Annotated in this window: 31 protein-coding genes; 27 read left to right on the top strand and 4 right to left on the bottom strand. The window is 73.1% G+C overall.

The features are described from left to right. Positions 1-37 precede the first annotated feature (37 nt). From AC2XR2_RS18300 to AC2XR2_RS18235, 14 genes are all read left to right on the top strand, one after another. Positions 38-631 (top strand): GIY-YIG nuclease family protein, encoded by a 594-nt coding sequence (locus AC2XR2_RS18300; RefSeq protein WP_491515660.1) that lies wholly within the window; start codon positions 38-40, stop codon positions 629-631. After that, positions 631-2,007 carry a helix-turn-helix domain-containing protein gene (locus tag AC2XR2_RS18295; protein ID WP_491515659.1) on the top strand — a complete coding sequence of 459 codons (1,377 nt, stop codon included), beginning with the start codon at positions 631-633 and terminating at the stop codon, positions 2,005-2,007. Before AC2XR2_RS18300 ends, AC2XR2_RS18295 begins: the two co-directional genes overlap by 1 nt. Beyond that, positions 2,007-2,645 carry a hypothetical protein gene (locus tag AC2XR2_RS18290; protein ID WP_491515658.1) on the top strand — a complete coding sequence of 213 codons (639 nt, stop codon included), beginning with the start codon at positions 2,007-2,009 and terminating at the stop codon, positions 2,643-2,645. Before AC2XR2_RS18295 ends, AC2XR2_RS18290 begins: the two co-directional genes overlap by 1 nt. A 5-nt stretch (positions 2,646-2,650) precedes the next feature. Next, positions 2,651-2,908, top strand: coding sequence for a hypothetical protein (locus AC2XR2_RS18285; RefSeq protein ID WP_491515657.1), 258 nt, complete (start codon positions 2,651-2,653; stop codon positions 2,906-2,908). Beyond that, a complete protein-coding gene (locus tag AC2XR2_RS18280; protein WP_491515656.1) occupies positions 2,905-3,816 on the top strand; it encodes a hypothetical protein in 912 nt (303 codons plus the stop codon). Before AC2XR2_RS18285 ends, AC2XR2_RS18280 begins: the two co-directional genes overlap by 4 nt. 70 nt (positions 3,817-3,886) lie before the next feature. Further along, a complete protein-coding gene (locus AC2XR2_RS18275; RefSeq protein WP_491515655.1) occupies positions 3,887-4,702 on the top strand; it encodes a hypothetical protein in 816 nt (271 codons plus the stop codon). Positions 4,703-4,778: 76 nt separating this feature from the next. Beyond that, positions 4,779-4,952, top strand: coding sequence for a hypothetical protein (locus AC2XR2_RS18270; RefSeq protein WP_491515654.1), 174 nt, complete (start codon positions 4,779-4,781; stop codon positions 4,950-4,952). Positions 4,953-5,291: 339 nt separating this feature from the next. Then, positions 5,292-5,543, top strand: coding sequence for a hypothetical protein (locus AC2XR2_RS18265; protein ID WP_491515653.1), 252 nt, complete (start codon positions 5,292-5,294; stop codon positions 5,541-5,543). Continuing rightward, complete coding sequence (locus tag AC2XR2_RS18260) at positions 5,540-5,887, top strand: hypothetical protein (RefSeq protein ID WP_491515652.1); 348 nt, start codon at positions 5,540-5,542, stop codon at positions 5,885-5,887. Before AC2XR2_RS18265 ends, AC2XR2_RS18260 begins: the two co-directional genes overlap by 4 nt. Then, complete coding sequence (locus tag AC2XR2_RS18255; protein ID WP_491515651.1) at positions 5,874-6,443, top strand: hypothetical protein; 570 nt, start codon at positions 5,874-5,876, stop codon at positions 6,441-6,443. Before AC2XR2_RS18260 ends, AC2XR2_RS18255 begins: the two co-directional genes overlap by 14 nt. Beyond that, a complete protein-coding gene (locus AC2XR2_RS18250; protein ID WP_491515650.1) occupies positions 6,440-7,141 on the top strand; it encodes a hypothetical protein in 702 nt (233 codons plus the stop codon). Before AC2XR2_RS18255 ends, AC2XR2_RS18250 begins: the two co-directional genes overlap by 4 nt. 141 nt (positions 7,142-7,282) lie before the next feature. Then, positions 7,283-8,101, top strand: a complete 819-nt coding sequence (locus AC2XR2_RS18245) for a hypothetical protein (protein ID WP_491515649.1) — start codon at positions 7,283-7,285, stop codon at positions 8,099-8,101. Beyond that, the gene (locus tag AC2XR2_RS18240; RefSeq protein ID WP_491515648.1) at positions 8,098-8,694 is read left to right on the top strand and encodes a hypothetical protein; all 597 of its coding nucleotides are present in this window, start codon (positions 8,098-8,100) and stop codon (positions 8,692-8,694) included. Before AC2XR2_RS18245 ends, AC2XR2_RS18240 begins: the two co-directional genes overlap by 4 nt. Then, positions 8,687-8,977, top strand: a complete 291-nt coding sequence (locus tag AC2XR2_RS18235; RefSeq protein ID WP_491515647.1) for a hypothetical protein — start codon at positions 8,687-8,689, stop codon at positions 8,975-8,977. Before AC2XR2_RS18240 ends, AC2XR2_RS18235 begins: the two co-directional genes overlap by 8 nt. Before the next feature lie 72 nt (positions 8,978-9,049). On the opposite strand, the gene AC2XR2_RS18230 is transcribed toward AC2XR2_RS18235, so the two are convergent. Both AC2XR2_RS18230 and AC2XR2_RS18225 read right to left on the bottom strand, forming a co-directional pair. Next, positions 9,050-9,499, bottom strand: a complete 450-nt coding sequence (locus AC2XR2_RS18230; RefSeq protein ID WP_491515646.1) for a hypothetical protein — start codon at positions 9,497-9,499, stop codon at positions 9,050-9,052. Between the two features lie 363 nt (positions 9,500-9,862). Further along, positions 9,863-10,201: a hypothetical protein gene (locus tag AC2XR2_RS18225; RefSeq protein WP_491515645.1), complete on the bottom strand. Its 339-nt coding sequence runs from the start codon at positions 10,199-10,201 to the stop codon at positions 9,863-9,865. A gap of 183 nt (positions 10,202-10,384) precedes the next feature. Between AC2XR2_RS18225 and AC2XR2_RS18220 the strand changes: the two genes are divergently transcribed. The 12 genes from AC2XR2_RS18220 to AC2XR2_RS18165 all read left to right on the top strand — a co-directional run bounded on the left by AC2XR2_RS18220 (position 10,385) and on the right by AC2XR2_RS18165 (position 16,895). Next, positions 10,385-10,855: a hypothetical protein gene (locus AC2XR2_RS18220; protein WP_491515644.1), complete on the top strand. Its 471-nt coding sequence runs from the start codon at positions 10,385-10,387 to the stop codon at positions 10,853-10,855. Next, positions 10,852-10,998, top strand: coding sequence for a hypothetical protein (locus tag AC2XR2_RS18215; protein ID WP_491515643.1), 147 nt, complete (start codon positions 10,852-10,854; stop codon positions 10,996-10,998). Before AC2XR2_RS18220 ends, AC2XR2_RS18215 begins: the two co-directional genes overlap by 4 nt. A gap of 106 nt (positions 10,999-11,104) precedes the next feature. Then, entirely contained in the window at positions 11,105-11,347 is a 243-nt protein-coding gene (locus AC2XR2_RS18210; RefSeq protein WP_491515642.1) for a hypothetical protein, read from the top strand. 86 nt (positions 11,348-11,433) lie between these two features. Beyond that, a complete protein-coding gene (locus AC2XR2_RS18205; protein ID WP_491515641.1) occupies positions 11,434-12,696 on the top strand; it encodes a hypothetical protein in 1,263 nt (420 codons plus the stop codon). Then, entirely contained in the window at positions 12,696-12,965 is a 270-nt protein-coding gene (locus tag AC2XR2_RS18200) for a hypothetical protein (RefSeq protein WP_491515640.1), read from the top strand. The genes AC2XR2_RS18205 and AC2XR2_RS18200 overlap by 1 nt, the downstream gene beginning before the upstream one ends. Next, positions 12,965-13,108: a hypothetical protein gene (locus AC2XR2_RS18195; RefSeq protein WP_491515639.1), complete on the top strand. Its 144-nt coding sequence runs from the start codon at positions 12,965-12,967 to the stop codon at positions 13,106-13,108. Before AC2XR2_RS18200 ends, AC2XR2_RS18195 begins: the two co-directional genes overlap by 1 nt. Further along, positions 13,105-13,830, top strand: a complete 726-nt coding sequence (locus AC2XR2_RS18190; protein WP_491515638.1) for a nuclease-related domain-containing protein — start codon at positions 13,105-13,107, stop codon at positions 13,828-13,830. The genes AC2XR2_RS18195 and AC2XR2_RS18190 overlap by 4 nt, the downstream gene beginning before the upstream one ends. A 3-nt stretch (positions 13,831-13,833) precedes the next feature. Further along, positions 13,834-14,055: a hypothetical protein gene (locus AC2XR2_RS18185; protein ID WP_491515637.1), complete on the top strand. Its 222-nt coding sequence runs from the start codon at positions 13,834-13,836 to the stop codon at positions 14,053-14,055. Continuing rightward, a complete protein-coding gene (locus AC2XR2_RS18180; protein ID WP_491515636.1) occupies positions 14,052-14,891 on the top strand; it encodes a hypothetical protein in 840 nt (279 codons plus the stop codon). The genes AC2XR2_RS18185 and AC2XR2_RS18180 overlap by 4 nt, the downstream gene beginning before the upstream one ends. Before the next feature lie 15 nt (positions 14,892-14,906). Further along, positions 14,907-15,302: a hypothetical protein gene (locus tag AC2XR2_RS18175; protein ID WP_491515635.1), complete on the top strand. Its 396-nt coding sequence runs from the start codon at positions 14,907-14,909 to the stop codon at positions 15,300-15,302. Continuing rightward, positions 15,302-16,513 (top strand): hypothetical protein, encoded by a 1,212-nt coding sequence (locus AC2XR2_RS18170; RefSeq protein ID WP_491515634.1) that lies wholly within the window; start codon positions 15,302-15,304, stop codon positions 16,511-16,513. Before AC2XR2_RS18175 ends, AC2XR2_RS18170 begins: the two co-directional genes overlap by 1 nt. Positions 16,514-16,661: 148 nt before the next feature. After that, positions 16,662-16,895, top strand: a complete 234-nt coding sequence (locus AC2XR2_RS18165; protein ID WP_491515633.1) for a hypothetical protein — start codon at positions 16,662-16,664, stop codon at positions 16,893-16,895. A 70-nt stretch (positions 16,896-16,965) separates the two neighbouring features. Here AC2XR2_RS18165 and AC2XR2_RS18160 read toward each other — a convergent pair whose 3' ends face one another. Both AC2XR2_RS18160 and AC2XR2_RS18155 read right to left on the bottom strand, forming a co-directional pair. Then, positions 16,966-17,283: a hypothetical protein gene (locus AC2XR2_RS18160; protein WP_491515632.1), complete on the bottom strand. Its 318-nt coding sequence runs from the start codon at positions 17,281-17,283 to the stop codon at positions 16,966-16,968. Positions 17,284-17,436: 153 nt separating this feature from the next. Then, positions 17,437-17,709 (bottom strand): hypothetical protein, encoded by a 273-nt coding sequence (locus AC2XR2_RS18155; protein WP_491515631.1) that lies wholly within the window; start codon positions 17,707-17,709, stop codon positions 17,437-17,439. 182 nt (positions 17,710-17,891) lie between these two features. On the opposite strand from AC2XR2_RS18155, the gene AC2XR2_RS18150 reads away from it, so the two are divergent. Then, entirely contained in the window at positions 17,892-19,913 is a 2,022-nt protein-coding gene (locus tag AC2XR2_RS18150; protein ID WP_491515630.1) for a hypothetical protein, read from the top strand. Positions 19,914-19,985: the final 72 nt, after the last annotated feature.

Here is a 19,985-nt window from a genome sequence, read left to right as displayed (position 1 = left end):
CCTCGTGAGTGACCAACCGACGACGAGGAGCACCACCGTGAGCGAGACCAACCAGGACCCGGAGGGGGGTGTGGGCGTGACGGAGTTCCCGGCGGACTTCTTCAATGACACGCGGATCAGCCTCAAGGCCAAGGGCGTGTTCGGCCTCCTGGCCACCCACCCCATCGGTGACGTCCTGTCGCTCGACACCCTCATGGAGTTCAGCAAGGAGGGGCGTGACGCGCTCCGTGGCGCGCTGGACGAACTGGAGGCGCACGGCTACCTGGAGAGGGCCCAGCAGCGGAACGCGAACGGGACGACCGGACAGGTGACTTACCGCCTGTTCCACGAGCCCGAGCCCGTGGCCGACGCCCCGTCCACGGGATGGGCGTACGCCGTCCGCGACAGGCTGTCCGGCCTGGTCAAGGTCGGCTGCACCACCAACGTCCCGGCCCGGCTGCGCGGCCTGCGCACCAGCGCCGCGGGCGACCTTGACCTGATCTGGCAGGCCGTGGGCGGCCGTGCCCTGGAGGCCCACCTCCACCAGACGTTCCGTCACCAGCGGGTGCGCGGCGAGTGGTTCGACTTCACCGGAACGGACACGGTCGCCGCCCTGACCCTGGCCGCCGCGAACTGGGGCGAGGGCGCTTGATGACGGAAGAGGAGTTCATCCCCGACGAGATCCGGGCCGGGCGTCGCTCGCGCTACCGGTTCACGCAGACCCCCCAGTGGGCGCTGCTGTGGACTGACGTGAGTGACGCTGCGTATCGCGCGTACAGCCTGCTACTGGCGCACGTGAACGCCGAGCGCGGCGACGGCCTCGTGTGGCCGACCCAGGCCAACCTGGCCACGATGCTGGGCAAGCACCCCAACTCCGTGAGCCGCGTGATCACCAGGGAGCTGGCTCGCCTCGGCCTGGTCGACGTGGAGAAAGTCCCGTACGGCGCCAACAAGATGCGGCGGCGCAACGTCTACACCGTCCACGAGGAGCCCCCGGCGGAGTGGCAAGGGTGGGCCTCCATCCGCGAGTTCTACGCAGTCCACCGACCCGCCGAGGCCGCTGCTGCTGGTCGCCCCGGATCCATCACAAATGGTGACTCCGAAGACACCACGGATGGTGACTCCGAAGACACCAAAAACGGTGTGGGTAACTACACAAAGCCTGAACTAGACAAAGAACAACAAGATGAACAAGCGCCTTCGGCGCGAAGCGACGGTGACGCCCGTAGGGCTACCTCCGGTAGTAGCGCGCGTGAGGCTCGGGGCGGCTGCGCCGCGACCAGCAAGACCGCCCGCCCCAAGCACCCCAAGCTGACCCGCGAGCAGGTCAAGGCCGTCGCCCAGGTGGAGGCCGAACTCCCGGAGACCCTGGTGGAGCGCCTGCCCTACCAGCAGTTGCCGACGAGCGTGCGGCACCTGGTTGCCCGGGAGCTGGAGAACCGCACGGTGGAGCAGCTGATCGCCAGGGCCTCCCGGCGGTGGGTGCTCCACGGGTACGCCAAGGGCACGTTCTCGCCCGAGGGCCCGACCCTGCGCCGGTCGGTGGGGGTGGCCAACGCCCTGCTGCGTGCCGGTGAGTGCCCGGACCCCGGCTGCGAGGACGGCCGGATCATCGACAGCGGCGTGGACTGCCGGGCCTGCATCGAGCGCAAGGCCCGCCGCGGGGGCAAGGAGCGGGTGCCCGGCCAGCGGTCGACCGGCCCGGCCTGGATCTGCCGGATTTGCTGGGCCCCCGGCAAGGGCCAGGCACCGGAAACCCTGGAGTGCCGCCGCTGCCGAGCAGAGGCCGCCGCCACCTGCGCGGCCCTCGATGCCCGCTGGAAGACCGAGATGGGCCCGGCCCCCGCCGAGCCTGCCGCAGCCCCGCAGGAGCCCGCCGAGGCGCCCCGACGGCCCGATACCGCCGAGAGCGCCCCGGCTGAAACCGACGAACAGCGCGCCGACCGCGAGGAGATGGACCGGCTACGCGCCGAGATCGCCGCCGCCCACCCCGGCCTGGCCGCCATCGCAGAGAAAGCCAACCACTGATGATCCGCAAGCACCCGTCCACCCGCTGCCAGACCTGCGGCCTCCACCACGACCGCGTGCGCCACCCGGACGGCACCCCGCCGCCCCCGTACGGCTGCCGCTGGTGCGGCATTGACCCTGCCGAGCACCGGGCCCGCCGCACCACCGCGGCCGGCCTGCACACCTGGACCCGCCCCACCAGCGCGCAGGTCCTGGCCCGCATGCGCGCCCGCCGCGCCGCCCGCGCCCAGGCCCGCCGACTGGCCGCCGTCCTGGTGGCGTTCGAGCGGGGCGCCGGCCTGGTCGGCCCCGCCGAACGCCGCCGCCGCAAGCGGGCCGCCGCCCGCCGCACCTGCACCACGTGCGTGCACTTCCTGCCCGCCACGCTGCCCGAGGAGCCGTGCAACCCCGGCGGCTGCGGCTGCACCGGCTACCCGGACGACTGCGACGTCCGCGCCGTTCCGGCCGGGACCGTCCTGCCCGTCATCGGCTGCGCCCAGTGGCAGGCCGAGGAGCCCGAGCCCACGGCCGTCCGGACCGTCTGCGACGCGATGAACCACACCTCCCGCGGCGATGAGCGGTTCTGCGAGATCGAGGACCCCGACCACGACGGAGACCACGACGCCGGCGACGGCTTCACCTGGCCGCGCGAGGACTGACGCACATGACCGACACCACCGAGCCCGAGCCCGTGTTCCAGCTGCCGGCGGAGCGCGTGGCCGAGATCCGCGACCTGCTCGCCGAGCTCGTCGTGGAGGCGGCCCCGCGCCGCAAGGCCACCGCCCACGACGCCCAGCATCGCGCCCTGATCACCCGCTGCCGGGACGCCGTCACCGACCTCCTCAACGACCGCGACGCCCTGGTCAAGGCCAACGGCGAGGCAGGCCAGGAGCTGGCCCGATGGAAGGGGGAGCTGACGTGACGGACAAGCCCCGACCCCGCCGCCCGCACCCGCAGGAGGCCCAGATCCTGGAGCTGATCGGCAAGGGCTGGAACAACGCCGCCATCGCCGAACGGCTCTACTGCGGCCGGCAGGCCGTACGCCAGATTCGCCGCCACTACGGCCTGCCCCCGGCCCCCAAATCCTCCTGGCGCCACTCCCACCCCAAGGAGCGGGAGATCCACCAGCTCCTGGAGGCAGGCCACACCAACAAGGAGATCCGCCGCCGTACCGGCGCGGACATGAACACGATTGCCCGGCGCCGGGCCGCCGCCAAGATCGGCCCGGCCCTGCGGCCACCCCAGCCAACCCGCCCGCACCCGCGCGAGGCGGAGATCCTGGCCGCCCTCCAGGCCGGGGGCAAGGGCAGCAGCAACAACGCCATTGCCCGCCGCCTGGGCGTGGACAAGGTGGCCGTGGCCCGCATCCGCCAGGCCCACGGCATTCCGAACACCTACGAGCGCGAGCGCGCGGAAGCGCCGAGCCTCGAGGAACGGTGGCAGCAAGACGTCCGCGAACTCGACGGCGGCCACCTGGAGTGGACCGGCGAACGCAACCGGGTCAGCGGCACGCCGCTCCTGCGTTACCGCGGCTCCTGGTACTCCGCGGCCGGCATCGCGTTCCGCATGCGCACCGGCCGCGACCCCGTGGGCCAGGTCCGCGCGGAATGCGACGTCCACCAGTGCGTGGCCCCGGCCTGCCTGGAGGACGAACTGGGCCGCCGGGCAATCCGCCTGACGCTGCGCCGCCTGCGCGGCATCCCGGACCCGCCCACCGGCACCTGCCCGGAGGGCCACGACCTGGACGTCGACGGCCGCCTCGACGCCGACCTCTCGCACTACTGCGAGGGCTGCAAACGAGACCGCCGCGCCGCGTCCAAGACCACCTGACCCACCACCAGCCCGGGCCGCCCCGCCCGATACGCGGACGGCCCGGGCCCATCCGAGAAAGGCACCAGCCATGAGCACCAGCACCATCCCCACCGCGACCGACGCGACCGGCCGCACCGTCCATGCAGGGGACGCCGTGGGCGGCACCACCTCCGGCCGCTACCAGACCACCGTCATGGGCCCCATCGTCCAGATCGGCAAGGACAAGGTGAAGGTCCGCGTCACCAACCGCCCGAGCTACGGCGGACTGCGCGACGCCAACGGCGATGACGTGTGGATCAGCAACGACCGCGTGTTCCTCGTCCACCCCGTCACAGAGCGCCACTTCAAGGGCTTCCGCACCCCGGACGGCCGCGTGTGGACCGTCGCCGCCCGCACCAAGGGCGTGCTGTGGGAGACCGCGATGGTGGCCCAGCGGTATGAGGGCCCCCAGCTCCGCAGCGTCTACCAGGGCCAGCTCCACCCCGTGTGGGAGGACGTCCCCGCCCCGGCCGCCGAGCAGCAGGCCCCCGCCCAGGCACGCGCCCAGGCGTTCCTGGAGGGCGCCGCGCGCATCTACGACCTGCCCCAGGACTGGGAGCTGGACCCCGGCCGCGGCGACGCCCGGCAGCTGCTGGAGCGCCTGGCCGGCGAGGCACTTACCGGCGCCTACCCGCTCACCGTGCCGTGGGCGCTGCTCATGGACGAGGGCGACCTGATCGAGTTCCTGACCGACCTCGCCGGCGTCATGCGCGAGGCGGACCGGTTCGCCACCCTGTCCGGCCGCGGCCATGCCCGCCGCATCCTCGACGCCCTGGAAAAGACCTGCGGCACCTGGCGTGCCATCGCCGAGACCCAGCACGCCCACAACACCGCTCCCGGCCCGGACGCCGACACCACCCGCTGACACGAGAGCGGCGCCGATCGTCCCCACCCGATATGGGGGCCATCGGCGCCGGCACCCACCGTACTGGAGGAACCCCGTGCCTGAGCAGACCCCCACCCCGATTACCCCCGCCGAACTGCTGGCCGAGGGCATCGCCCGCGCGAGCGCCCTGGGCTGGCGCACGATCAGCCTGCGCCGACTGCGCAGCCTGGCCGCGGGCGACGCCAAGCAGCTTCCGCCCCTGCGCAAGACGGCCGGTGGTAAGGCATGACGTGGGCCAGGTGCGTGCGGCTGCTCGCCTACGCCGTGGCCGTCGGCTTCCTCGGCTGGTACGGAGCATGGGCCATGTCCGCCGGCCTGTGGGTGCTCGCCGTCGTGTTCTACCTGCCCGCTTTCTCGGTGGCCCTGATCGCGTTCGTGGACTGGGACACCGCCGTCCGCTACGCCCACGACGTGGACGACCGCAGGCCCACCACCCCCACCAGCCGCGGCCACGCCAGCCACCTGGCCCGCCGCGTCCTGCGCAACGCCTGCCGCTGTGACCGCTGGTGGACCTCATTCGGTACCGATCACGACCCCTGGTGTCCCGTCCAGACAGGAGCCCCCCGCCGTGCACGCCTCCCCCACCCCCGCCGGTCCGTACCGCGACGCCGAGCTGTGGCAGCTGCTCGCCGTCACCGCCGACAGCGACCGCGATGAATCCCCGTTCGGCTGGAGCGACATCCCGCCGCCGCCCCGCATCACCCGGGGCGAGATCGACGCCGCCCTGCTCTGGGACGGCCTCCGCCACCGGGCAGCGGCAGGCAGCCTCCACGCCCTGGCGCAGCTCGCCCTGCGCACCCCGATCCGAAGGAAGCCATGACCAGCCCGCCCGACTCCTGGCCCCTGCCCCTGCGCGGCCCGCTGAAGCCGATGAACGGCACGGCCAGGTGCTCCACCTGCCCGGAGCAGCTCGGCAGCCCCTGCGGTGAGCCCGCCACCTGGCACGTCGCCTGGACCTTGGAGGGCGGCGTGGCGACCTCCTTCGCCTGCGACCCGCACATGGCCGCCATCCGCGCCGAGCACGTCTACAGCGACCGCCACCCCGTGGGCGCGGCCTGCCCGCTGCCCGGCATGACCTGGTGGGGCCCGTCAGGACGCTGCGCCCTGGACCTCGACACCAGCCACGACCGCACCCCGGAGGAGATCACCCATGGCTGCCACTGACTGCGTCGGCTTCCTGGACGCCGGCCTGCCCCCCGTCCCGCCCCCACGCCGTGACCTGTCCCCGCTCACCGAGCTGATCGCCGACGCACTATGGCCACTTGCCGACTGGAGAGGCAACCGCGCCCAGTGCGAGCGCGCCGCGCAGGTCCTGGCCCGCCTCGTCACCTCCGCGAACACGGCCACGGCCGCCGGGCTCCGGGTCGCCGACGAGGAAGCACGCCGCCTGGCCGACGAGCTCGCCGGCGCCCGCGCCACCATCGAGCACATGAGCGGCGCCATGTCCTGGCTGACCGGCCACGACCGCCAGGGCCTGGACCACCTGGCCGAGGCCAACTACGAGGCCCGCGCCCGGGAGTCCGCCGTCGCCCAGGCCCGCGCCTGGGCCACACGTGCCCGCACCGCGGAGGCCGCACTCCAGCGGCTCAACGACTGGTGCGACGAGCTGGACGAAACCGCCTTCCACGTCGCCGGCCGCACGCAACCCATCCGCACGCACCCCGTCGCCGCGTCCGTCCGCCACCACATCGCCGGCACCACCGAGGCGGTACAGCAGTGACCGACCAGGAAACCCTGCGCGACCTGCTGGGGGAGTGGGTCACCGTCCGCAACCCTGACCTGCCCGTCGCCTGGTACGGCCGCCTCCTCGGCCTCCACGACGACCCCGGCCTCATGCTCGCCATCCCCGGCCGAGGCAGCACCTGCCTGCCCCAACGGTTCACCGTCACGGCCGCCGCCCCACCCGTCGACCGGCCCGCCCCGCAGCAGGAGGCACGCCCGTTCTCGGAACTGCGAGACGCCGGCCTGCTCTGGCTCATCAACCGCATCGCGTTCCACCCCCGCGGCCTGGCCCTGGCGCTGCACGTCGACGAGGCAGGCACCGCCTACGGCTGGAGCCTGACGCGCAATGACGAGGGCGAGCCCTGGCAGTTCGACGTGGCCACCGACGCGGACGGCCACGCCCGCGCGGAGGCCACCATCACCGCGGCGCTGGCCGTCCGCCACGACCAGGTGGACGACATCACGGCCCCAGGCGGCGACGTCGTCCACCCGGACGCGAACGCGCAGGCCAGCGCCCCGCAACAGGTGGACGAGTCCGGCACCGTGCAGCGCCTGGACTGCCCACAGGACTGCGAGATCCCGGCCGGGGTCACCCTCACCGAGGTGCCCGAGCCCCGGCACGCCTGGGGCGACGTCTACCGCTGCCCCAACGACGGGTGCGGGCGCTGCTTCCTCGCCACCACGGAACAGCCATGAGCCCGGCCCGCCTGCGCTTCGAGCGCCACGTCGACCACGCCGCCGTACGGCTCATCGACCGGCGGCACTTCCGCCTCGCCCATGCCCTGTGGCGCATCTGCCGCATGGTGTGACCCGCACCCCGCACAACAGGAGTTCCCCGTGACAACCACCCCGGCCGCCGAGTGCGGCCCCGCCTGCTCGGAACAGCACACCTACCTACTCGGCACATGCGCCCTGGCCTGCACCGAGACCACCGGCGGCACCGCTGACGCCTCCTGGACGGTGGACTGCCCGGAGTGGAAGTGCCAGGCACCCAGGAACATGCCGTGCCGCCGCCAGGACGGCAGCGCCTCGGCCGTCTCGCATGATCTGCGCTGGCGCCGCTACGACCGCGAGCAGGCCACCCTGCCCAGGCAGGCCGCGCCCACCACCGACGTCCTGGACGCTGCCCTGGCCGCCCAGCTCGGCCGTCCCCTCCTCGACCGCATCAACCGCCACCTGGCCGACGGCCAGGCCGCGGAGGAGGCCCTGGCCCGCGCCAGCGCGGCCGTCCCCGCCATCACCCGCGCCCTCGCCAAGCTCCCGGCCACCTGCCGCTACCACGGCGACCGCCTCGACCCGGCCGGCTACGGCGGATGGGGGCGCACCGCCTGCTGCGACACCGGAGAGCCAGCCCGCTACCGCCAGCTCGCCGAGGAGGCCCTACGCGCCTTCACGGACACGTCCGCGGACACTCCGGACACCAGCGGCGGACATGTCCGTACACCCGACGTCGGCGAGTCACCGCCCACCTGCCACCTGCCCGCCACCAGCGCGGACACCGTCCCGGACACGTCCGCCCCGGACACCCCGGACACGGCGGACACGGGTGTCCGCGTCGAGTACCGGGCCCGCGTCCCCCGCCGCCTGCTGCCCGCCGCGGTCGCCGAGGCCTTCGCCGAGATCGCCCGGGCGCGCGGCGAGGAGCCCGGCCAGTGACCCGCGACCAGGAGGCCGTACGCGCCCGCACCGTCCGCGTGGACGTCGTCCGCCTCACCCCGCTGGACGCCGGACGCCCCGCCCACACCCAGGCCGTCACCTTCACCCCACGCCAGCCACTCCACCTGATGCTGGCCGCCGTCTACCCGGCGCCCAACCTCGCCCTGGGCCCACTGGAGTACAGCGGCCCGTACCTGCACCGCATGGTCGCCAGTCTCGCCACCGCCCACGACCACGAGGAACAAGACCTCCCCCTGGCCATCAACCACCTCCTGCACCACCACGCCCCCGCCGGCGCGGCCGTCGAGACCTGGACCCCCGAGCACGGCACCCACCCGCCCCGCCGCTGGCTGTACAACCTGCTGCCCCGCTGGACCTGGACCCCCGCCGAGGACTGGCCCCTGGAGGAGCCCCACAACGTCACCGTGCACACCACCGGCAAGGTCACCCCCAACCCCACCCACACCTGGCCCACCCCGGCCCCATACGAACCGCAGCAGCCCACCGACCTGCCCGCCACCTTCTGCCTGACCGCCATCACCGGGACCCCACCGCCGACCAGCCCACACACCACCGGAGCAATCCATGCGTGACCTCGCAACCGATCGACTGCTCACCGACGTCCGCCAGGCCGTCGCCGCGGCCCGCGCTGCTGGTGTCACCGCCCGCGCCTGCATCTTCGACGCCACCACCGCGGCCGTCGACGAGACCGCCGACGCCTGGCCCTCCCAGCAGGCCCGCCAGGCCGCCGAGAACGCATGCCGCGCCCTGGACCCGCCCACCGTCATGACCGACCCCGCACCCCGGCCCAGGCCACCCCTGGCTGCCCGCCTGCTCATCGCGCTCGCCCGACGCCTCACCCCGCGCGGCCGGTAACCGCCCGCGGACAACACAAGGCCCCGGCCGCCACCAGGCGAGCCGGGGCCTCGGCGCTCATCCCACCCGAGGTCAGTAGTCCAGGCGCTGCACCTCGGACACACGGGCGGTCTTGATCGCCGACATGGGGCCGTTGGTGATCTCCGCCTCCAGCGGCGCCGAGTCACCCTTGGACGTCTTGCCCGGACCCAGCTTGTCCGCCGTAATCCCGGTGGACCCCAGCACGTCCCCATCCTTGTCCAGGAACTCGATCCCCGCGAAGAAGTTGCCCGCCTTGGCCCCGGTATTGGTCAACTCCCAGTGCACGACGTACGCGTGGTCACCCCACACCTCGTGGTCCTCCCACCCCTGCTTGACCAGCTTCACGTCCGCCGGCGCCGCCGACTTCTTCGCCACCGGGGCGCTCACCGAGGCACCACCCTTGCCGTCACCGGCCGCATCCGTGCCGCTCGTGCTCGTGCACCCCACCGCGAACGCCCCCGCCACCAGAGCCGCCCCAACTGCCAACCCGAACCTGCGCATTGCTCTTGACCCTCCGTTTACGCCCAGCGGAGAGCCGACCGTAGCGGGCACCTCGGACAGATCGCCACGAGTCGTCACCCGCCCGGGCGGCCGTCGAGCGCATGACCGGATCCCCGGCCCGGCCACGGGTTCCCTACCGACCCGTGACCGCCGTCACACCCGAAGCACGGCCAGCAGGACGACCGCCCCGCGTGCCCCCGGCCGCCCCTCGCGCTCTGCACGCACGTCGTCACCCCCTGCTAATCTCAGAACTGCCCAACTGCTGACGCGCATTGCTCCGTGCGGACAGCCCACGCCACGGCCCCCACTGCTCCCAAGCATCGGTGGGGGCCGCGGTGTATCCGGCGGCATGCCGCCCGCGCGCTAGGGGTGGCCCTGCTCGCCGGTCGGAGGTTCGCTCTCCGCCGCTTTCTTGGTCCGCCTGTTGATCTCGCCCCTTTGGCCGGTGGCGATCTGCTGCGCGCGGGCAGCAGAGACGCCCTTGCGGCCGAGGAGCGCACCAATCAGCTTCCACGTCAGGCCGGAATTCTTGAGTCGCTTGACTCGGGTTTGGCGTTCCTGGCGGAGCTGGGCGTGTAGGCCCGGCCAGTCCTCCAGGACGATGCTGATCGCCTTAGCGCACGCCTCGTCGTCCTCAATGGCGGCAAGCGCGTCAATGGCCTCCTTCAGCCCTCTCACCTCCTCGGGTTCCTGCTGTTCCATGCCCGCTCCCTCCGTGCTCAGGAGCGCGGACGGAGACACGTTAAACCCTATGGTTGCGCAGCATCAACCATAGGGTTTACGTTGTTCTCCGCGGGGCCGCCTCCTGGCCTCGTACGTACAAGTCGGCCCCCCGCCAGGGCCTGAGAAACGCTGGCGGGGGGCCACGTCAGATGGAGCTGACGCATGGCACAGATTACTGATCGACCCCTGGGCTTGGTCCAGGACGTGACCGGTGAACACAGGTCCAAGGCCGCCGAGGTGCTGGCCGAGGTGGCCACGATGCTGGCGAACGAGGACCCGACCGGCCTGGTGGACCCGCTGAAGTTCACCGTCCTGGTGGGCGCGCGAGCGTACGAGCTGGGCGGCCGGAGCTGCCACGGCGGGGGACAGAACGTGTCCCGCATGGCGTTGACGGCGGTCGCCGAGCGCACGGGCCTGGACCGGGGTGACGTTCCCGCCGGCGTGACTCGCGAGGTCTTCGCCGCGGAGGTCGCCCAGGCGGCCCGGGCGTTGGGTTACGACTGGTCCGGCGTCCAGTGCGCGTGGGACGACAACGAGCCCGCGATCCCGCGCCACAACATCCCGGGCCCCCGCAAGAGCGATGAGTCCGGCCGCGTGCCCGCTCCCCGCCCGGAGCAGGGGGTGGCCCGGTGAGCGTCCAGACCGAGCAGCAGCAGGCCCGCGACGCGTACGCCGCTGGCCGCACCCAGCGCGACGGCGACGCCGCCCAGATGAGCCGGGACAACGCCCGCATCAACGGTGCGGCCACCGGCAGCCGGGGCGGGGGTGCCCGATGACCTGCTGCGGCAAGCAGATGCGCCTGGAGAACGGCGTGTACGTGTGCGGCAAGTGTGGTGCCTCGTTCCAGCCGGGCGTGGCCACTGCCCAGGGCGGTGTCCGCTGATGGGATTCCGTGACGTCGTGCGCTCCCTGCGCCCCGGCAATGACCACGCGCTGGCCGCTGAGCTGCGCCAGAAGGAGCAGGCGGCCGAGAGGCGCCGCGCGTCCGACACCGCCGAGGCCGTGCGGGCGATCTCCGACCGCGACAAGCAGCGCACCCCCGCCGAGGTGGCGGAGAGCAAGGAGCGGGGCCGCCGTAGCAAGCGGGGCCCGTTCGAACGGCCGCGCCCCGGCATCAACCCCTGAGACCGGCCCGGACCGCCGCCCCCTTCCCCCTCGGGGCGGCGGTCCGGGCCTCCGTCTGACGATCCGAGAGCCCGGAGGGCACACCCATGACCGAGACACCCGAAACGCCCCAGGAGTGGCAGCCGGGTATGCGCCGCAAGCTGGTGAATGTCGAGCGGCCGGTAACCACGGTCATCGACGGCCGCGCGTCCACGCGCATGGTGAAGGAAAAGGTCTGGGTCGCCGTACCGCCCCGTGACTGGGACGAGGTGATCCGCCGCGCCTCCACCATCGTGGCCGGCGGCGTCACCGTCCTGGCCGCGGCCGGGACCGCCGCCAGCATCGGCGGCCTGCTCTCGCGCATGGTGCACCCGGGCATCGCCTACGCCGTGGGCGTCGTGTTCACCGCCGGGTGGCTGGTCTGCCTGGGCGTCGAGCACATCGAGCGGGTGGACGCCGACCGCGCCGCCCGGGCTCGCGGGCTCGGCTGGTTCTTGCTGCTGCTCGGCATGGGCGGCGTCATCACCTACGGCCACGTGCTCCACCAGCTGCCCGCCGGCATCATCGGCTCCTTCCTGGACCTGTCCGCCAAGGGCCTGTGGTGGCTGATCATGGGCCTGGACCGCGTGAAGCTGAACCCCGACGTTGCCCACTGGGTCGCCGAGGAAGAGCAGCACATGGCCGGGCGGTTCCTGCTCGGCACCCGCCTGGCCCGCCTCAACCGGCGTGGCATCCAGATGCGTGCGGCCGGGCCGGAGTTCCAGGCCGCGGAGGTGATCCTGGCCCAGGCCGCCCGCCAGGCGCAGCAGCTCCCCGCGGCGGACAGCACCGGACAGGCCGCGGACGTGTCCGTACCGGTGTCCGCCCCGGCCCCGACTCCCGCGCCCGCTCCCGTGTCCGGGCCTGTCCCGGACCCGTCCGGGCCGCCCCCCTCGGCGCCCACCCCGCCCCCGGCCGCTCCCACCACCCCGCCCACCGCACCGACCCCGCCCACCGCACCGACCCCGCCCCCTGCCCCGCCTGCGCAGCCGCCTGCCGCTCCCGCACCGACCGCCCCGCCCGCTGTCCCGCCTGCGCAGCCGCCTGCCGCTCCCGCACCGACCGCCCCGCCCGCTGTCCCGGCAGGCAGCGGTGCGACCGGCAGCAGCCAGCCGCAGCCCTCGCAGGGCCTGCACGCCGTGGGCCCGCTGTCCATCGCCGCGGCCGTCCGCCAGGCGCGGGGCGAGAACCCCCACTTCAGCGACGTCGACCTGGTCGACCGGGTCAAGGAACTGCGCGGCGGCGACGACGGCGGCGACCCCATCAAGTTCTTCGACACCGTCACCCGCACCCGCCGCCGCCAGGACAACCAGAAGAAGCGGAGCGCCTGATGATCACTGTCACCGCCGAAGCCGAGGCGGCGCGCGCCAGGTGGCAGCGCCGCGTAGACGGCCAGACCCCGCCGACGCCCACGGCCGCCGGGAGCGCTGGCACCGCCCCCACTGTGAGCAGGACCGTCCGCCTCCTCCTTGAGGCGAACGAGGAGATCAGCGACGCCCACCTGTGCGCCGCCGTCCGCACCATCCACGGCGACTGGGACTCCCTGGGGGAGACCGTCCGGCGCCTGCGCCGCCGTTTCGACCCGACCCGGAGCGCCTGATGGGACCCGTCATCTGGCTGGCCGCCGTCGCCGTGGCCGGTGCCGGGATCGCCGAACTGAGCGGCACCCGGGCAATCCGCCGCCTCGGCGCGCTGGTGTTCCTGGTCGCCGTGTGCTGCCTTCTGACGGGAGTGCACTGGTGACCGCGGTCCTGCTGGTGGTCGCCGCTGTGGCCGCCTACTGCTGGCTGCGCTACCGCGGCCCCGGCCGTACCTCGAGCGAGCGCCGCCCGGCGAGCGGCCGCCCGGGGCGCCGGCCGATCCACGGCGCGGGCGCCTCGGCGGACGCCCACGCCCGGGAGCTGCGCACCCCGATGGTGCGCCTGGCCACCGCGGCCGGGATCACCACCGCCGCGGAGCGCCGCGCCCGCCAGTTCGAGATCGGCGCGGCAGGGGAGCGGTACGTCGCCGGACTCCTGGGCCCCCTGACCGATGAGGGGTGGGTGTTCCTCGCGGACTGCGCCCTGCCGCGCGGTGAGGCCAACGTCGACCTGCTCGGCATCGGCCCGCGCGGCCTGGTCGCCGTGGTGGACGCCAAGAAGTGGCACCGAGGCTTCCGCCTGACGGTGAGCGGCAACCGCCTCCTGCACGGCAAGAAAGACGTGTCCAGGCGCATGCGCGGCCTGGCCCACGAGGCGCGCACCGTCGCCTCCCTGCTGTCCGTACCGGTGGTGCCCGTCGCCGCCGTGGCCGGCCCGATGCTCCGCGGCACGCAACTGCGCTACCGCGGCATCCGGCTGGTCCCGGCCGAGGACGCGGCCGAGCTGCTCCGCGGCCTGGACCGCCGCCATCTGACCACCATCCCGGCCGACCGCCTGGCCGACACCGCCCGGCGGCTGCTGCCGCCCAAGACCCGCAAGAGGTAAACCGTGCTGACCTATTGGGACGTGCTGGTGCTCGGTCTCATCGGCCCCCTGTTCCTCGTCAACCCCAGGCGCTACCGCACCCTGTACCGGGCCATGGCCGCCTACGCCCTGACGGGCGCGGCCGTGGCTGTCGGCTACGTGCTGGTGACCCGCTCCGGGGCCCTGCCTGCGGCCTACCACCTCGCCGAGGCCGCGGCGGACCGCATCCTGGGGGTGTTCGGATGAGCACCGAGTCCGAGGAGCGCCTGCTGCAGCTGATCTTCGGTGCCCCGGAGACCGAGGAGGAGGCAGAGGCCCGCATCCGCGAGGAGCTGCACCGCCGCAACGTCGGCCCGGGCGGCCCGGCCTCGTCGCCGCCGCCCCTGCCCCCGCACCCGCCCACCATCCCGCCGCAGCCGGAGGCCGCCGACGCCGACCAGGAGCCGGGGGAGGAGCCCGAGCCGGCCGCACCGGCGGCCAAGGCCCTCAACGACCGGCTGGTGGACTGGTGGAGCTCGCACAAGCCCCACCTGGCCCAGGACGCCGAGGAACCGGACGAGGAGGGCGAGCACGACGACGGCGAGGACGACGCCGAGGAGCCGGACGACGACCAGCCCCAGGAAGCCAAGCCCAAGAGCAAGAAGCGCAAGGGCAAGAAGGGCAAGGGCGCCAAGGGCAAGAAGAACGAGGAGCCCGAGGAGGACGAGGAGGCGCCGCGCTGGTCCCGGCCCGCCCTCGGGCGCCCGCCCGGCCTCCCGGCCGAGAAACACAACGTGTTCACCTGGTGGCACGGCATGGCGCCCCACACCAAGTGGCTGCTGTACCACGGCACCGGCCTGGGCGCCGGCCTGTACTTCGACGTCCCGAAATGGGGCTACGAGGGCCACCGGTTCATCGTCGAACCCCGCGCCGGCGAGTTCGAGGTGTGGTCCACCTGGGGCCTGCTCGTGCTGCTGCTCGTGGCCGACTACCGCGTCCGCAACTGGTTCCCCCTTCTCGCCTGGGCCGTCCGCGCCCTGTCGACGTCCGTCGTCGTCGGCGCCCTCTGGTACGGCACGCCCCTCGCCGACCTCAACCCCTGACCTGGAGACACACCCATGGACTTCCACCTCGGTATCGGGGGCGTTGCCCTGGCCCTCACCATCGCCCTGTGGTTCGGCACCACCAAGGGCGGAAAGCACAGCCTCACCTGGGGCTGGACACTGTTCCTCGCCACGGTCGCCGGCTGCGCCTACAAGGCAGCCGGAGAGCCGTTCTCCTGGATCTCGGACCTGATCATGGACAGCGCAGGCATGGCCGGGGGAGTCATCCCCAAGGTGACCGCCGCCGGTCTCTGCATGGCCATCGTGGGCATCGTCCTGTTCGCCAAGAACTCCCTGCGCAAGGTGGCGTTCCTGGGCATCGCCTTCACCACCGTGGCCGCCGGTGCGGACGCCGGACCGTTCCACTTCGTGGCGCAGCGGATCGAGATCATCGCCATGCACTGGGCGTGATGCAGATGACCACCGCCCTGCACCTGGTCCCTGACCCCGACGACGAGACCCCGCCGCCCGATACGGCAGGGGAGCAGCAGCCCGAGCAGGCCCCGGCCGTCGAGCAGGAGCCGGGGGAGGAACTGCACGACGAGGAGGCAGGGGAGGAGGTCGACGAGGACGAGGACGAGGAGCCCGCCCCCATGCGGACCCTCGCCATGCCCGACCTGCGCCCGTACGCCGACGTCACCGCCGTCCCCCGCGTCATCACCGCCGGGGTGGAAGCCACCCGCCGCGCGCGTGCCAACCGGGCCAAGCGACGCGAGGGCCGCCCTGGTCGGCTCCTGGCCATCGCCGTGGACGTCGCCGCCGGAACCATCCTGCTGCTGCGCCACGGCGCGGCCTGGCTCGGCGGGGAGTACGGACCGGCCAGCGTCAAGGGCCCGAGCCGTATCGGCCTGGCGTTCCTGGGCCTGTACTTCGGCTATCGCACCGTGGACACGTGGCCCGTGGAAGGCGCGGCCGGCCTGGGCGCCCTGTGGCTCGGCGCGGCCCTGGGGGAGCGGCACCGCCAGCGCGCCGAGGCCGCCGAGCAGACCAAGAAGAAGTCCAAGAGCAAGACCCCCAAGGCCGCCGAGGACGACGACCAGGAGGCCACCGACAAGGCTCCCGCACGCCGCTCCTGGTGGTCCCGGATCACCTCCCCCACGCAGCCGGAGGAGGCGCCCGCCGACACCCCCGACGAGGACGCCGACGACTCCCCCGACGAGGTCGAGGAGGAGGCGCCCGCCGAGGCCGCTGCCGCGCCCCCCGAACCCCCTTCCCGGGAGGCCATCGCGGGGGCCCTCCACCACCTCTACCGAGGGGGGAGCGGGGTGCTGCTCACCACCCTCCGCCAGCACCTCTCACAGCCCCACACCCGGGCCGTGAAGGAGGTGCTGGGCGCGGCCGGTATCCGGTGGCGTGGTGGGGTGCGCACGCCGGACGGGAATGGGCCCGGCGTCCACACCCACGACTTCCCGCCGCTGCCCCCCTCCCCTGACCAGGCCCTGGACGGCGTTGTTGTCGCAGGTCAGGAGCCAACAACAACAATGCCAACGCCGGAAGAGGGAAGCCAGAAGGGGTTGCGTGTAGATGGCAGCTACTGGCCGGAGGGGAAGCCATACCACTACGAGCCGGACCCGGCCAACCCCCACGGCACCCGGATCGTCTACCACCGCGAGGAGCGGTAGCGGGGGCCCGTTCGGCGCCCGGCCCCGCCGCTCGAACTGAGCGAATCGGGTGCAACCTCACGCACTCAATCCCTCCCCAGCGCTTCCGCCCCGGGCCCGTGATCGGTCACCATGGGGGCACAGACCGTAAAGGAGGAGGGCCCAGCGCATGAGGAAGTACCGGTGCGACGACTGCGAGAGCACGTCGGCCCTGTGCGTGACGGACGGCGCATATCGGACCGAGGCGCGCCGCCACCGCAACCTCGCCCACGCCGGTCTCATCCCGGACGGTGAGCGCGCTATCGACGTGCCGGTCGCCAACCTCCTGGACATCCCGCGCGGCCAGGCCATCGCCTCCCTGATCCTGCTCGTGGTCCTGGTCGCCGCGGTGCTCATGCGCTGACCCCGCCCGGGGTACAGCAGAGGGCCGCCCTCTCCGTGGAGGGCGGCCCTCGTGCTGTCCTGCGGCTGCCTCAGCAGTGCCCGACGCTGGTCTGGTTGGAGACCTGGGTGGCGATCATGTAGCCCTGCCCGTACGTCGAGTTGACCTTGAACCAGCGGTTCGTGCCGTTCCACCACTGGTTATCGGTCCAACAGAGCATGGTCACCGGCGTGTTGCGGGGCATCTCGAAGTAGATGCCCCCAGTGCTCGGGGAGTTGGACAGACTGCACGTGGAGCTATTGCAGTAGGACGGTCCGAAAGCCGAGGCAGTCGGCGCGGCGGCCAGCAGCGTGGCGCCTCCGATCGCACCCACGGCAAGGAGCGACCGGATGAGCCGCTTCATTCCCATTTCACCCTCCCTGGTCTGCTGAGGCGCCCACGAAGGAGCGCACAGAACAGGTCGAACCGTACTGACGGGGCATCAACGTGTCAGCGAGTTCGGGGCAAATGGGCAGTTCTCAACATTTCTGGCTGGATATAGCTCCGCGCGAGACGGCGCCGGCTACTTGGCAGTCGCGCGCTTGGGGCCCTTGATGGACCGCACGGTCGGCTTGCGCTTGCGCGGCACGTCGTACTCCCGGGCGATCTGCCGCACGGTCTCCGAGGTGAACGGCACGTGCTCCGCCATCACGTCGTTGGTGACGTCCGGGTTGGCCTTGAGGTCCGCGGCTACGGCGGCGCGCAGTGCCTGCCGGCGCTGCTTCAGCAGCTCCTCGGCCTCACTCATTGCCGCCATGGCGGCGGACAGTTCTTCGCTGGGGGTGTACTCGGTCATACCGGCAGGGTTACACAAGTCGGGTTGGCCAAGCAAGTCCCCGCGTGGCGAGTCCCACGTAGGGGTCGTGATCGCACTGTTGCGCCCCATCGCTTGGCCAACTTGACTTGGCCAAGTTCATATGGGTAACGTGTGCGACGCAGGACGGGCGAACGACCCGGCCGCGGCACCAGGAGGCCCCCATGGCGAACACCACCCCCACCGCCCCCGCCCAGGTCGGCAAGGGCAACGCCGTGCACTACGTCCGCAAGGACGAGTTCCACGCCAAGACCATCGGCTGCGGCCGCACGGTGGCGCAGGAGCTGACCGCCCAGCAGGCCACCGGCCGCAAGGAGTGCGGCCCCTGCAAGCGCGCCGTGGACGCCCTGGCCGCCGGGCAGCCGGCCGCCGACGTCCCCGAGTCCGCCCCGGCCGCCACTCCGGAGGAGATCCGGGCCGCCAAGCTCGCCGACATCGAGCGGCGGACGCAGCCCCTGGACGCCGACACCGTCACGGCGGCGACCATGTTCAACCCGGAGCTGACCTACTACGCGGACGGCACCCGCGTGGTCATGCGCGCCAAGGGCATGGAGCGCACCGGCACCACGTTCGGCATGGCCGGGAGCGGACTGTCGACGTACGCCTACCAGGCCGTGCGCTGGGAGGACGGCGATGCCGACCTGGTCGCCCCCCACGTCCTCCACCGCACCGAGCAGGACGCCGGGCCGGACCGCCAGGCACTGGAGGCCGAGGTGGTCGCCCGCACCCTGGCCATCGCGTCCCACATCACCGCCCACTCGCTCCAGCCGGTCGACCAGCCGGACGGGGAGCGCATCGCCTGGACTTTCCGCACCGGTCACGGCCACAGCGCCCGCTTCCACTGGGTGTCTGCCCGCCACGCTCTCAGCGACGGGCGCGGCAGCGAGTACCGGTGGCAGGCCGAGCAGGCCGCCCGCCTCGCCCGCCGCACCGGCCTGGACGAGGCCCCCATGCCCGTGCACCTCGCCGGGCTCCTCACCGAGCCCACGGACTCCCTGGAACGCGTGAACGCCTGCCTGGACCAGGACACCGTTTACGCCAAGGAGGTGGGGCCGGGCCGCTGGGAGGTCAAGCGCGGCGGCACCTTCCTGGGCACCATCCACGACGAGGGCGCCCGCATGCGCCGCGGCCGTTACGCCGCCTGGGCCCCCTACGCGGAGCGCCGCGACGGACAGGTCGGGTTCCACCACGACCTGGACGCCGCCCGTGACGCCGTCGCCGCCTCCTGGCCCGTGGAGGTCGCCGAGATCGCCGGCGAGCTGGGCGTGCCCGTCGCCCAGGTCCTGGACGTCGCCGAGCAGGTCGACCAGGAATGGAAGGCCGAGGGACGCCGCGCCATGCTGCGCGCGGAGGCGTACACCGGCACGAACAGCCGGGTGACCCAGGCCGCCGCCGCCGAGGTGCGCCAGCGCCTGGAGGTGCCGTTCCACGGCCCCGCCGACCACAAGGGCCCGCGCGCCCTGTGCGGCTACGCCGACCACACCGCACCCCTGGCCGATGGCGGGCACCTCGCCCCGCACGAGCGGCTGCGCGGCCAGGTGGGCCCGTGCCCGGGCAGCTGCCGCCCGGCCCGGACCAGCCGTGAGGAGCTGACCAGCCAGCACACCACGGCCATCTCCTACAACACCCCCCGCCCCAGCCACCTGGCCACGACCGCCAAGGGCGGCGACGTGGTGGTGATCGACGGCCAGGCCATGGACGTGGAGGACATCCAGACCGACGAGCAGTTCCCCTCCCGCGTGTGGCTGGTCCTGTCCGGCTGCCGCGGCCCGATCTCCTTCACCGTGGGCGAGCGCCTGGAGTTCCGCCGCAAGGTGCGCCGCAGTGACGTGATGTGCCAGCGGTGCGGGGTGTACGTGATCCTGGAGAGCGACGAGGCGGTCAACGGCGTGCCCAGCACCCGCCTGTGCGGCCTGTGCGACCGCCCGCACCCCGCGGAGATGACCGAGGACCAGGCCCGTGCCCGCGTGGCCGGCACCTACCCGCACGCGGAGGCGTTCCAGGCCGAGCGCACCGAGAACGGCGGCCTGATCGGCTACACGTTCCAGGTCGGGCGCCTGCACGCCGCCCGGTACGGCTGGATCACCGCGGCCGGGACGTACGCGCAGGGCCTGGAGGACTACCGGTCGCACGCCGCCGCCCTGCTGCCCATGGCCCAGCGCGACGAGCAGGCCGCCCGCGCCTGACCCCCTCGCCGGCCGCCGCCCCGCCCCGCACCAGGGCGGGGCGCCGTCATGTCCGGCGCCTGTGCACGCGAC

Source organism: Streptomyces sp. LS-MS-L19 (assembly GCF_058382285.1).
The sequence above is the reverse complement of the archived record's forward strand: the minus strand, read 5'-3'. Positions and strand labels throughout refer to the sequence as shown.